The sequence below is a fragment of the Stenotrophomonas sp. PI_27 genome (assembly GCF_027854495.1).
GTDB lineage: Bacteria > Pseudomonadota > Gammaproteobacteria > Xanthomonadales > Xanthomonadaceae > Stenotrophomonas > Stenotrophomonas pavanii.
This window is the reverse complement of sequence record NZ_JAJNOF010000005.1, coordinates 115,913-127,772: the sequence shown is the minus strand read 5'-3', so window position 1 is coordinate 127,772 and position 11,860 is coordinate 115,913. Positions and strand designations below refer to the sequence as shown.

The window sequence follows — 11,860 nt, the reverse complement described above, 5'->3', positions numbered from 1 at the left end:
TTCGGTGGTGCCGGCCAGCGGCCGGCACCACCGGCAGAGTCAGGCCGCCGCGCGCGCCTGTGGCATCGACTGCAGGCGGAATGCGCCCACCGCTTCGGCCAGGGCATGCACCTGCGCCTGCATCTGCGCCGTCGAGGCACCGGCCTCTTCCACCAGGCTGGCATTGCGCTGGGTGCTGGCTTCCATCTGCACGATGGTCTGCTTCACCTGCGCAATACCTGCATGCTGGTCCTGCGACGCACGACGGATGCCGGCAAGCAGATCGGCCAGCTGCTGCACGCTGCCGACGATCTCCCCCATGGTCGCGCCGGCCTGCCCGGCCTGAAGGTTGCCTTGGCCGGCACGCGCCACTGAATCTTCGATCAGCCCCTTGATCTGCTTGGCCGCCTCGGCACTGCGCTGCGCCAGCAGGCGCACTTCTGCAGCCACCACGGCGAAGCTTCGGCCCTGCTCGCCGGCGCGCGCCGCTTCCACCGCCGCGTTCAGGGCAAGGATGTTGGTCTGGAAGGCAATGCCATCGATCAACTGGGTGATGTCGCCGATCCGTCGCGAGGCCTCGCTGATGCCGTGCATGGTCGCGACCACCTGGCCGACGGCCTCGCCACCGCGCTGGGCCACCGCTGCCGCACCCTGGACCAGGGCATCGGCGCGACCTGCTGCATCGGCAGTGCGGCCGACGGTGTCGGTCAGCTCATGCATCGACGCCGCGGTCTCTTCCAGGTTGGCGGCCTGCTGTTCAGTGCGCTGCGACAGGTCATGGTGACCGGCAACGATCTCGCCGACGCCGGCATCGAGGCTGGAGGCTGCCTGCTGGATGCGGGTGACGATGTGGCCCAGCTGCGCGACGGTGGCGTTGGCATCGTCGCGCATGCGCGCGAACACCCCCTGCAGTTCTCCTTCCATGCGCACGCTCAGATCGCCACGGGCCAGTGCGGCCAGCAGCACCTGCAGATCGCCGAGATTGCTTTCGAAGGTGGCCAGCAGGCGATTGATGCTGGTGGACAGCGTGCGCACGAAGCCCTGCTTGCCTTCCAGCCCAATGCGGCCGTGCAGGTCGCCCTGTGCGGCGGCATCGACCAGCGCTGCCACTTCGGTTTCCAGCAGGGTTTCCAGCGCACGGCTGCGCCACTCCACTGCCACGCCGAGGAATTGTCCTTCGTCGATGATGGCATTGGCGATCAACTGGTAGCGGACGCCGGCATGGCTGATCTCGCGCTCCTCGCGCTGGCGCATGCCGGCCAGGCTGGCCAGCGCCGGATGCAGGCGCACGGCTTCGCCGCCAAGCAGCGCTTCGGCCGGGCGTTCCAGCTGCTGCAGCAGCGCTGGATTGGCATAGGCCACCCGGCCTTCGGCATCGATCACCATCAGGCCGGCCTGCGCACTGTCCAGTGCCTGGCGCACGCGGGTGTTGCCGCGCGCCACGGCACGCTCGGTCTCGATGCGTGCGCGCAGGCGCCGCTGCATCTCCACCAGGCGCTGGGCCAGCTGGCCGATCTCATCGTTGGCGTTGTACACACGCAGCGTGGTGTCCAGGCGGTCGTCGGCGATGTCGCTGGCGAAGCGCAGGGTGTCCTGGATCGGCTGGCGCACCGCCCGCCGCACCAGCACCAGGCTGGTGATCAGCACACCGGCAACCAGCAGCAGGGTCAGCGCGAACAGTACGCTCATGGCGCGGGCCCCGGCCTGCTGGCGCGCCTGTGCATGGGCCAGCGCGGCGACCTGCGCCTGCTGGAACGCGGCCAGCGCCGGGGCCACGGTGGCAGCGGTATCCAACAGCGACTGCGCCTCCACGTCCAGGCCAACGCGGGCAGCGGTGTATGCCAGCACGGCGGCCTGATACGCCTCCATCCCGCTGCGCAGGGTGTCCTGCGCATCGGTGGGCAGGCCCGCCAGCGCGAGGTCGAACGGCAGCTTTTCCTCGCTGGCGCGGTCGGCGTGAGTGGAATCCCCGTCGAGCAGCAGCAGCGCTTCCTGGCGACGCATCTTCTGCAGGGACAACGCCAGCGACGGCCGTTGCAGCGCATCCACCTGTGCCTGCAGGGTGTCGGCCGCCTGCTGCAGTTGCGCGGCGAGGCCCGCATCACCACGCCCCATCTCATCGACCCGTTCGAACAGGGCAGCCACACCCTGCGAAAACGCGCCGGCGGCCTCGGTCAACGCCTGCAGCGCCTTGCGCCGCCCGGCATCCATCGGCATCGCGCGCAGCGCCTGCAGATCGAGCTGCAGCGCTTTCTGCGTAGCCAGCAGCTGCGCGCGGTCGGCATCGTCGAAACTGCGCGCATACTGGGTCTGCAGACGTCGCGCCTCGGCCACCCGCGTGGCCAGGCGCGCGGCCAGATCACTGCCGCGCTGGTAGCTGGCCTGGCTGCGCGCCGCCTGTGCGCTGGCATGGCCGGTCCAGGCGTAGACGGCGGCGATCGCAACCAAACCCAGGCCGCACACCCACAGCGTGGCCTTGAGCTTGTTGGCCACGCTGAGCCGGTGCGGTTGCAGCCACAGCAGCAGGCCGGGGGATGCCGAGCGCAACGCGGCAAGGCGCGTGCGCACGGACCGGAGGTGGGGGACAACGGCCGACATGACAGACTCCAGGCGGAAAGACGCACCTGTATCGGCCGGAACCTGAGCGACTTTAGGGCATTTTCCTCACGGGGCCACCGGCGGCGTGGGACGCGCTCTTTGTACCGGGCACAGGCGACGGCGGCATGACACTGCCGCCGCGCTTGACCTCAACCCCGGTTGCGGGAGCACAGTGGACCTCCCCTCCCCCGCCGGTGACTGCATGACGACGCTCGATGTCCCCCGCTACCTGCAACGCCTGGAGCTGGATGCGCCGCCACCGCTGACGCTGGCGGGCCTCACCCTGCTGCAGCAGCGCCACAATGCGCTGCTGCCGTTCGAGACCCTCAGCTGCCTGTTGCGCGATGCGGTACCGATCGATCTGGACAGCGTGCAGCGCAAGCTGCTGGACGACCGCCGTGGCGGTTACTGCTTCGAACTCAATGGCGGCCTGCTGGCGCTGCTGCAGGCGTTGGGATTCGATGCGCAGCCGTTGAGCGCGCGCGTACTGCTGGCTGCCCAGGACGGCGAACTGACCGCACGCACCCATCTGCTGCTGCGCGTTGAGGTGGACGGCGATGACTGGCTGGTGGATGCCGGTTTCGGCAGCCTCACACCGACCGTGCCGCTGCGCCTGCATGATCCACAGCCGCAGGCCACGCCGCACGAGCGCTATCGGCTGCGGCGACTGCCCGGTAACGGTGATTTCGTGCTGTCGGCCGAATCCAGCGATGGCTGGCGGGCGATGTACCGCTTCGACCTGCAGGCACCGGCACCGATCGACAACGTGGTGGGCAACTGGTACGTGTGCACGCATCCCGATTCCAGTTTCCCCGGCCAGCTGCGCGCGTCACTGACCGGGCCGGACTGGCGACGCACCATCGGCAGCGGCAACTACACCGAATACCGCCCCGGGCAGGCACCGGACAAGCGCCCGCTGCATGATGTTGGCGACGTGCGCGAGGTATTGCAGCAGCGCTTCGGCCTGCGGTTGCCGGACGATCCACGGCTGGACCCGGCGATCAACGACTGGCTGCAGCGTTCGCGCGCCGCGACGATGTAGCGGATGCACGCGCAGCGTCGTGCCATGCCTGGCGGGCGGCGTCATCAACAGCCGCCGGGCATGGGCTCGGCGCTACGGCATCCTGCGCGCCTGCAGCGCAATCCGGTTGCCTTCGCTGTCCACTATCTCGGCCACGCGCCAGTGGCCGGCATCGGCCGGGCCGAAGCGCAGCCCCGCGCCCGCCGTCAGCGCGCGGCCGAGGCTGGCGTCCAGGTCAGCAACCCCGATGTAGATGCGCGCCCCGTGCTCGGACGACTGGTAATCGGCTCCCTGCACCAGCGCCATGCTGGCGCCGGCGGCCTCGTCGGCAAACGGCAGGTAGGCCATCCTGCAGTCATGCAGCAGGATCGGGGCGTCCACCACCACCTGCAGCCAGTGCTGGTAGAACGTGATGGCCCGGGCCAGGTCACGGACCGGTATCTCGACGTGCAGAATCGGGTTCATGCGCGCAGCTTAGCCGGATACTGACACCCCCTTGCAGGGCAGCACTGGCATGCTGGACGGCCCCTTCCCCGCGGAGTCCTGCATGTCCCTGGCCGAACACCGAAGTGCGCTGGCACCGCTGGGCTTTCTGCGCGTGGCCATCAACCTGGGCAATCCAGTCCTGGCGCAGGGCGATGCGCGTTCACCCCGCGGGCCGTCACTGGAACTGGCCACCGCACTGGCGCAACGCATCGGCGTGCAGGCACGCTTCCGCTGTCACGACGCCGCAGCCTCGGTGGTCGCTGCGGCCAGCGAGGATGGCTGGGACCTGGCTTTCCTGGCCATCGATCCGGCGCGCGCCGACCGCATCGCCTTCAGTGCGCCCTACGTCGAGATCGAAGGTACCTACCTGGTGCGCGAGGACAGCCCTGCACGGCAGGTTGACGACCTTGACCGCGAGGGCCTGCGCATCGCGGTCGGGCGCGGGGCGGCCTATGACCTGTTCCTCAGCCGCGAACTGCGCCACGCCACGATCGAGCGGGCCGAGACGTCGGCAGCGGCGATCCGCCTGTTCGCGCAGCAGCGCCTGGATGCCGCCGCCGGCGTGCGCCAGCCGCTTGCCGCCTGGGCGCAGGCACACCCGGGCCATCGCGTCCTGGCCGACCGCTTCACCGCGATCCAGCAGGCCGTGGCGGCACCGGCTTCGCGCCCGGCCGAAGCGTTGCAGGCCCTGTTCGACGAGGTGGAGGCGATCAAGGCCGGCCCGTTGCTGGAAGCCGCGTTCGCCCGTGCCGGGCAAGCGGTGACGCTGGTCCGATGACGGTAGCGTCGAGCCATGCTCGACGTTACAAGCGCGCGTTTTCCATGTGCCGCACGTGCTCGTCGGCCTGTGCGTGCAGCCAGTCGCGGAAGGCAAGGAAGCCGCGATGACGGGCAGACCGCTGCGGATAGACCAGCCAATGGGGCCAAGCCGTTTTCAGGCGCTGGCTGGACAGTGCCACCAGCTGGCCGGAGTCCAGCAGCAGGCGCGCGCGCGTCACCCGCCCCAGCGCCACGCCCACCCCGTCCAGCGTCAACCGCAGCAACCAGAACGCCCTGCTTGGCGAGGACGGCGTGGATGGACTGAAGACCGGCTATACCCGGGCCGCAGGCTTCTGCCTGGCGGCGACCGCCTGCCGGCCAGTACCCGGGCGGGAGCAGCCAGTGCGCCTGGTCACCGTGGTGCTGGGCTCCGGAAGCCGCGACGCGCGCGACGCGCTGGTGCGCGACCGGCTGGCCGCAGGATTCGCTGCACTGGCCACCGCCTGAGCGGAGGTGCGCCTCAGCGCCGCTTGACCGTGGCCACGATCAGCCGCTGCAGCTCGGCTTCGGCGTTGGCCTTGTCCAGCGCGCCTGCCATCACGCCCTCCGACAGGGTCTCGGCGGCACCGAGGATGGCCCAGCGCCCCGCCAGCGGCACGGTGCCGTGGGCGGCGAACGGCCCCAGCCAGACCTGGCAGTTGTCGATGAAGTCCTGCTGGTAGCGCCGACGTACCTCATGGAGTTCCGGCGCGCCCACCAGCGCAGCGAGGATGCCCTGCACTTCACTGCCCTGGCTGAGGACGCAGTCGATGTAGCCGGAGGCGATGGCCGCCGCACGATCGGCCAGTTGTGCCCTGGCACGGCCGATACGCTCGTGGAAGACCACTGTCTGCCGCCCGTCATAGTCATCGTAGAGCGCCGCCAGCAGTCCGTTGCGGGTCACGAAGTGATCGTAGGCCACCGGCTTGGTCACACCGGCCGCCTCGGCCAGCCGCCCCAGCGTCAATGCATCGGTGCCTTCTTCGCCGATCAGCGCCCAGGCCACGTCCAGCAACTGGCGGGCGCGTTGCTCGCGGGTCAATCGGCGGCGCGTGGGGGCGGCGTGGGCGGGCATCGGCGGAACACGGCGATCAGTGCGTCGGAGCGCCGATTTTACGGCCGATCGCCAACGCGGTCTGCAGATGCGCGTCAGCCGCACCGGTATCGGCGTCCAGCAGCAGATCGGACGACAGCACCGGCGCACCGCAGTAATCGAAGATGCCCCTGTCGATCTGGGTCTTCATCGCCGCAGCGTAGCCACGGCGTTCGACCATCTCCGCGCCGGCGCCGCCGAGGGCCACCAGGTGCACGCGCAGCCGCTGCAGCTTCTTCTGCACTTTGCCGTCGGCGCCATCCTGGTAGGCCCAGCCCTGGGTGAAGACGCGGTCGATCCATCCCTTCAGCACTGCCGGCAACGACCACCAGTACAGCGGATAGACCAGCACCAGCGCATCACTGGCATCCAGCCGAGCGTGCTCGGCCGCGACATCGGCAGGCACCGCGCCGGTGCCGCGGAACAATGCCTGGTCGTGGCGGTTGAAGCGCGGATCGAAGCCTTCGGCGATCAGGTCGGCGTAGGCCACGGTGTTACGGCTGTCGGCGCCGCAGATGGCGTCGCCGATGCGATGCGCGATCGCGTGGGTGAGTGAACCGGGTTCCGGGTGGGCAATGACAATCAGGCTGTGCATGAGGTGCTCCGCGATCAATACCTACCAATAGTAGGTAGCGGATCGCGGGATACCAGCGTCATGCGTGGGATGCTGTTTTCGTGTCCGCCGTATAGTGCGTCGGTTGCCCGGAGGAGGTTCGAGGATGCACGCACGCCTGTCTGCGCTGTTGCTGGCCCTGCTGTGGGCCGTGCCCGCATGGCCGGCCCTGGCCGGTGAACTGGGCCCGGCCGAATCGGCCGCCCTGCGCCAGGATGCGCAGGCGATGATGGCGGCATTCGCGCGCGGCGACACCGACCTCATCATCGCGCGCACCCATCCCAGCCTGAAGCAGCTGGCCGGAGGCAACGAGGCCTATGCACAGATGGCCCGCGACACGGTCAAGGCGCTGCGCAGGGCCGGGGTCAGCGTCATCAGCGATGAAGCCGGCGTACCGGGCCGCACCTACGCGGCCGGCGACGAAGAAGTCTGCTTCGTGCCGCGCCAGTCACTGCTGCGCGTGCGCGAAGCACCGATGCGCAGCACCTCGTTCCTGGTCGCCGTGCGCCGCACCGGTACGACGCAATGGCGCTACCTGGACGGCGCGGCGATGCTGGACAACCCGGCACTGCTGCGGCAGCTGCTGCCGGCGCTGGAGCCGAGCGTGCCGCTGCCCAGCGGTGGGATGGAAGCGCTGTAGCCGCAGGCGCGCGTCCCTCCACGCACGGGGTGGCTCCATTGCAGGCCTGGGCGTGCGTCAGCGGAACAGCGCGTTCAACGCCGCGCCCGAAGCCGCCTGCTGCAGGCCATCGAAGCGGCCGTCCTGCATGATCGGCTCGACGGCCTGCATCAGCCCACCCCATGCCGCGCGCGCCAGCGCACCGCCCAGGCTGATCCGGCGCACGCCGAGGTCGGCCATCTCCTGCAGGCGCAGCGGTGTCGGTCCCCCCACCAGCAGGTTCACCGGCGTCGAGCCCGCAGCGGCGACCACGGCACGGATCTGCTCGCGCGTGCTGATACCCGGGGCGTACAGCACATCGGCGCCGGCCTCGGCATAGGCACGCAGGCGCCGCAGGGTGTCCTCCAGGTCGGGCACGCCAACGAAGAAATTCTCGGCGCGCCCGACCAGCAGCACGTCGGCCCCCGCACGGTCGATGGCCGCACGGGCGGCGCGCAGTCGCTCCACTGCCTGGTCGATCGGACGCAGCGGTGCATCGGCCACGCCGCTGGCATCCTCGATCGACAGCGCCGCGATACCGGTGTCGATGGCCGCCGCCACCGCCTCTTCCACTGCCTGCGGCGTTGCGCCGAAACCATCGCCGAAGTCGGCATTCAACGGCAGCGACGTCGCCGCCGCCATCAGGCGCAGATGGGCCAGCGTGGCCTGCAGCGAAACCGCGCCATCCGGCCGCCCTTCGCTCCAGGCACAGCCGGCGCTGGTGGTCGCCAGCGCCTGGAAGCCTTGCCGCTGCAGGTAGCGGGCGCTGCCCACGTCCCACGGATTGGGCAGCACGAAACAACCGCGCGCATGCAGCTGGCGGAAACTCGCGCGCTTGCGCTGGGTGTCGGCATCGAGCGGGGTCATGGCGGGCTCCTGGGCGGCAGTCCTGCACCCTAGCCCGCCCCGCGGCGGCACTCAATCACGGCGTGGGCCGAGCTGCATGAGGTGATGCCGCCTGCTTATGGGACGCCGCCGGGTGCACTGCCCGAGCGTGCTTGCCTGCCCCACAGTGCCCCACGGAGCCCCGATGCACCCGGACCCGCAGCCCCTGATCGACGCCAGCGACGATGACGCCCGCTGGGCCGACCTGCTTTCGCCCGCGCGCCGTCGCCTGATCGCGTCGGCCGGGCTGGCCGCTGGCGGCCTGGCCAGCGCGTCGGCCGCCAGCGCGGTCCCGCGCAGTGACAGCGCCGCGAACACCACCGAACCGGGACGCCCCGGATTCCGCGCCATCGTCCCGCCGCCGGCGAAGGGCCGCAGTCCCTGGGGGCTGGCCACGGCCAGCGAACCGACCCCGCGCCCGGCCAGCGTGCGCCCCGGCGAGGCAACGCTGCCCACGGCCCCGCGCGCCTACACCGACATCAAGAGCTACCACGCGCATATCTACTTCGACGAAGACAGCTTCGAGAAGGCCGCACTGCTGCGGCGCTGGGCCGCCGAACGCTTCCCGGTGGAACTGGGCAACTGGAACCTGGAGCCGCGCGGCCCGCACGTCACCCCGTCGTTCTATTTCGGCTTCACCAACGACCTGCTGCCGGTGCTGGTGCCGTGGCTGCAGCTCAACAGCCTGGGCCTGACCATCCTGATCCACCCCAACACCGGCGATGGCCGCGCCGATCATCTGTACTACGCGTTGTGGGTGAACCGCGCGCAGCCGGTGAATGCCTACAACTGGCCGGTGCCCAAACCCGGCGAACGCGAGCCGCTGGAGGAAGTCTTCCCGAACGTGGTGCCGACCGTGCCGCTGGAGACGTGAGCGGGTGCGTGACGGGGGCGGTGGGTGGTGTGCAGCGCACCTTGGGCTGCCCCTCGGTGGGTGCGTAGCGTGCTGCGCACCGAACTTCCTTCATCCACGCATGGCGTGGATCTACTGATCGGTGGTCTCATCCACGCATGGCGTGGATCTACCGCATCGCGGCCCATGGCGACATCAGTCTTCTCCCCGCCTGCCGCCATCGTCGGCCTACGTGCATGCATCCGCCACCTGCCCGGCGTTCAGCGCGCCTTGATCCGGCGCACGGCATACGGCCGCAAGCCCTTCGGCGAATTTCAAACGGTCGATTGAAACGCTGCAAACTTCGCCGAACTGGACAGCATCCGCCGGTTCCGCCAGACTGCCGCCCTTTCCCGTCTACCGGATCCCATGGCGAAGCTGCTGGTCCTGCACGGCCCCAACCTCAACCTGCTCGGTACCCGCGAGCCGGAGGTCTACGGCCACACCACGCTGGCCGACATCGACCAGGCCCTGGCGACCCAGGCTGCCTCCGCCGGGCACGCGGTGGAAAGCCTGCAGTCCAACGCCGAGCATGTCCTGGTGGACCGCGTGCAGGCCGCGCGCAACGACGGAACCGCGTTCATCCTGATCAACCCCGCCGCCTTCACCCACACCTCGGTGGCCCTGCGCGATGCGCTGGCGGCGGTGGCGGTGCCGTTCATCGAGATCCACCTGTCCAACCCGCATGCCCGCGAACCGTTCCGCCAGCACAGCTACTTCAGTGACAAGGCGGTGGGCATGGTGTGCGGCTTCGGTGCCGACAGCTACCGCTACGCGATGGACGCGGCGCTGCTGCGCGTATCCGCCACCTGATTGTCGACCCGGGCGCCCACGGCGCTCTCCTCACCTAGATAGAAACCAAAGAGGCCCTCATGGATCTGCGCAAAATCAAGAAGCTGATCGACCTGCTGGAAGAGTCGAACCTGGCTGAAATCGAAATCAAGGAAGGCGAAGAGTCGGTGCGCCTGTCGCGCGCCCCGGTGGCCGGCTATGCCGCCCCGGTCGCCGCGCCGGTGTATGCCGCTCCGGCCGCCCCGGCGCCGCAGGCGATGCCGATGCAGTCGCCGACCGAAGCCTCCACCGGCGGCAGCGCCAAGCCGGGCCCGGCACTGCCGGAAGGCCACGTGCTGCGCTCGCCGATGGTCGGCACCTTCTACGCCTCGTCCGCCCCGGACAAGCCGGCCTTCGTCACCGTGGGCCAGCAGGTCAAGGAAGGCGAAACCCTGGCCATCATCGAAGCGATGAAGATGTTCAACCCGATCGAAGCCGACACGTCCGGCACCATCGTTGCCATCCTCGGCGAGAACGGCCAGCCGGTGGAATTTGACCAGCCGCTGTTCGTGATCGGCTGAGGGGCGCGCCATGCTCGACAAAGTCGTCATCGCCAACCGAGGGGAGATCGCGCTGCGCATCCTGCGCGCGTGCCATACCCTCGGCATCCGCACGGTGGCCGTGCACTCCACGGTCGACCGCAACCTCAAGCACGTGGCCATGGCCGACGAGTCGGTCTGCATCGGCCCGGCGCCGTCGCCGCAGAGCTACCTCAACATCCCGGCCCTGATCGCGGCAGCGGAAGTCACCGATGCCCAGGCCATCCACCCGGGCTACGGCTTCCTGTCGGAGAACGCCGACTTCGCCGAACGCGTGGAAGAATCCGGCTTCATCTTCATCGGCCCCAAGGCCGACACTATCCGCATGATGGGTGACAAGGTCGAAGCCATCCGCGCGATGAAGGCCGCGGGCGTACCGTGCGTGCCCGGCTCGGGCGGCCCGCTCGGCGAGGACATCGTCGCCAACACCAAGATCGCCCGCGAGATCGGTTACCCGGTCATCATCAAGGCGGCCGGCGGTGGTGGTGGTCGCGGCATGCGCGTGGTGCACGCCGAAGCCTCGCTGAAGACCTCGATCGAAACCACCAAGAGCGAGGCCAAGGCCGCGTTCGGCAATGGCGAGGTCTACATGGAGAAGTTCCTGGAGAATCCGCGCCACGTGGAAATCCAGGTGCTGGCCGACGGACAGGGCAATGCCATCCACCTCGGTGAGCGCGACTGCTCGATGCAGCGCCGCCACCAGAAGGTGGTGGAAGAGGCACCGGCGCCGGGCATCACCGCCGAGCAGCGCGAGCAGATCGGCAAGGTCTGCGTGGAAGCCTGCATCCGCATCGGCTACCGCGGCGCGGGCACGTTCGAGTTCCTGTACGAGGACGGTCGCTTCTACTTCATCGAGATGAACACCCGCATCCAGGTGGAACATCCGGTCACCGAAATGGTCACCGGCATCGACCTGGTGGCCGAGCAGCTGAAGATCGCCGCCGGCCAGAAGCTGTCGATCAAGCAGAGCGACGTGGTGCTGACCGGCCATGCCATCGAGTGCCGCATCAACGCCGAAGATGCTGAAACCTTCGTGCCGAGCCCAGGCACCATCACCGGCTTCCATCCGCCGGGCGGCCCCGGCGTGCGCGTGGACACCCACATCTACAGTGGCTACCGCGTGCCGTCGAACTACGACTCGATGATCGGCAAGCTGATCGTGCACGGCCCGGACCGCGAAACCGCCATCGCCCGCATGCGGGTGGCACTGAGCGAGATGGTGGTCGACGGCATCAAGACCAACATCGCGCTGCAGCAGCGGATCATGCGCGACAAGGGCTTCCAGGCCGGTGGCCAGAACATCCACTACCTGGAAAAGCGCCTGGCCGAGCGCAAGAACAAGCCGATCGCACTGACCTGATCGGCAGCAGGGACTGGACACGGAAAGGGCGGGGATCTCCCCGCCCTTTTCTGTTGCTGCGGAGCCGATGCCGCAAAGCACGGCCGGGCAGGGGCTGGGCCCTGCAG

General features: G+C 69.2%; 13 protein-coding genes and 2 pseudogenes. 9 read left to right on the top strand and 6 right to left on the bottom strand.

Annotated features, from left to right (window positions below; all coding sequences use genetic code 11):
* Nucleotides 1-39 precede the first annotated feature (39 nt).
* Nucleotides 40-2,577 (bottom strand): methyl-accepting chemotaxis protein, encoded by a 2,538-nt coding sequence (locus tag LRM18_RS08295; RefSeq protein WP_270953437.1) that lies wholly within the window; start codon nt 2,575-2,577, stop codon nt 40-42.
* A gap of 202 nt (nt 2,578-2,779) precedes the next feature.
* Here LRM18_RS08295 and LRM18_RS08290 point away from each other — a divergent pair, with 202 nt between their 5' ends.
* Entirely contained in the window at nt 2,780-3,619 is an 840-nt protein-coding gene (locus LRM18_RS08290; RefSeq protein WP_270953435.1) for an arylamine N-acetyltransferase, read from the top strand.
* Between the two features lie 72 nt (nt 3,620-3,691).
* Here the strand turns inward: LRM18_RS08290 and LRM18_RS08285 are convergent, their stop codons facing one another.
* Nucleotides 3,692-4,063, bottom strand: coding sequence for a VOC family protein (locus tag LRM18_RS08285; RefSeq protein ID WP_049470916.1), 372 nt, complete (start codon nt 4,061-4,063; stop codon nt 3,692-3,694).
* 82 nt (nt 4,064-4,145) lie between these two features.
* Here LRM18_RS08285 and LRM18_RS08280 point away from each other — a divergent pair, with 82 nt between their 5' ends.
* Entirely contained in the window at nt 4,146-4,862 is a 717-nt protein-coding gene (locus LRM18_RS08280; RefSeq protein ID WP_074726192.1) for a transporter substrate-binding domain-containing protein, read from the top strand.
* Nucleotides 4,863-4,887: 25 nt separating this feature from the next.
* On the opposite strand, the pseudogene LRM18_RS08275 reads toward LRM18_RS08280, so the two are convergent.
* Nucleotides 4,888-5,112 (bottom strand): annotated as a pseudogene (locus LRM18_RS08275) (biotin transporter BioY); the annotation flags it as partial.
* Nucleotides 5,113-5,116: 4 nt separating this feature from the next.
* On the opposite strand from LRM18_RS08275, the pseudogene LRM18_RS08270 reads away from it, so the two are divergent.
* Nucleotides 5,117-5,350, top strand: a pseudogene (locus LRM18_RS08270) (D-alanyl-D-alanine carboxypeptidase); the annotation flags it as partial.
* 13 nt (nt 5,351-5,363) lie between these two features.
* Here the strand turns inward: LRM18_RS08270 and LRM18_RS08265 are convergent.
* Nucleotides 5,364-5,957 carry a TetR/AcrR family transcriptional regulator gene (locus LRM18_RS08265; protein ID WP_197639760.1) on the bottom strand — a complete coding sequence of 198 codons (594 nt, stop codon included), beginning with the start codon at nt 5,955-5,957 and terminating at the stop codon, nt 5,364-5,366.
* Nucleotides 5,958-5,973: 16 nt separating this feature from the next.
* Nucleotides 5,974-6,570: an NAD(P)H-dependent oxidoreductase gene (locus tag LRM18_RS08260; RefSeq protein WP_057494889.1), complete on the bottom strand. Its 597-nt coding sequence runs from the start codon at nt 6,568-6,570 to the stop codon at nt 5,974-5,976.
* A 124-nt stretch (nt 6,571-6,694) separates the two neighbouring features.
* Between LRM18_RS08260 and LRM18_RS08255 the strand changes: the two genes are divergently transcribed.
* Nucleotides 6,695-7,228 (top strand): hypothetical protein, encoded by a 534-nt coding sequence (locus tag LRM18_RS08255; protein ID WP_270953427.1) that lies wholly within the window; start codon nt 6,695-6,697, stop codon nt 7,226-7,228.
* 57 nt (nt 7,229-7,285) lie between these two features.
* On the opposite strand, the gene LRM18_RS08250 is transcribed toward LRM18_RS08255, so the two are convergent.
* Nucleotides 7,286-8,113: an isocitrate lyase/phosphoenolpyruvate mutase family protein gene (locus tag LRM18_RS08250; RefSeq protein ID WP_049470899.1), complete on the bottom strand. Its 828-nt coding sequence runs from the start codon at nt 8,111-8,113 to the stop codon at nt 7,286-7,288.
* 163 nt (nt 8,114-8,276) lie between these two features.
* Here LRM18_RS08250 and LRM18_RS08245 point away from each other — a divergent pair, with 163 nt between their 5' ends.
* The 5 genes from LRM18_RS08245 (at nt 8,277) to accC (ending at nt 11,753) form a co-directional block, all read left to right on the top strand.
* Nucleotides 8,277-9,005, top strand: coding sequence for a DOPA 4,5-dioxygenase family protein (locus LRM18_RS08245; RefSeq protein WP_270953423.1), 729 nt, complete (start codon nt 8,277-8,279; stop codon nt 9,003-9,005).
* A gap of 69 nt (nt 9,006-9,074) precedes the next feature.
* On the top strand, nt 9,075-9,314 hold the full coding sequence (locus LRM18_RS08240; RefSeq protein ID WP_270953421.1) for a hypothetical protein: 240 nt from the start codon (nt 9,075-9,077) through the stop codon (nt 9,312-9,314).
* A 78-nt stretch (nt 9,315-9,392) separates the two neighbouring features.
* Nucleotides 9,393-9,836: a type II 3-dehydroquinate dehydratase gene (aroQ, locus tag LRM18_RS08235; RefSeq protein ID WP_270953419.1), complete on the top strand. Its 444-nt coding sequence runs from the start codon at nt 9,393-9,395 to the stop codon at nt 9,834-9,836.
* Between the two features lie 59 nt (nt 9,837-9,895).
* Nucleotides 9,896-10,375: an acetyl-CoA carboxylase biotin carboxyl carrier protein gene (gene accB, locus LRM18_RS08230; protein WP_005419696.1), complete on the top strand. Its 480-nt coding sequence runs from the start codon at nt 9,896-9,898 to the stop codon at nt 10,373-10,375.
* 10 nt (nt 10,376-10,385) lie between these two features.
* Nucleotides 10,386-11,753: an acetyl-CoA carboxylase biotin carboxylase subunit gene (accC, locus tag LRM18_RS08225; RefSeq protein ID WP_014648613.1), complete on the top strand. Its 1,368-nt coding sequence runs from the start codon at nt 10,386-10,388 to the stop codon at nt 11,751-11,753.
* Nucleotides 11,754-11,860: the final 107 nt, after the last annotated feature.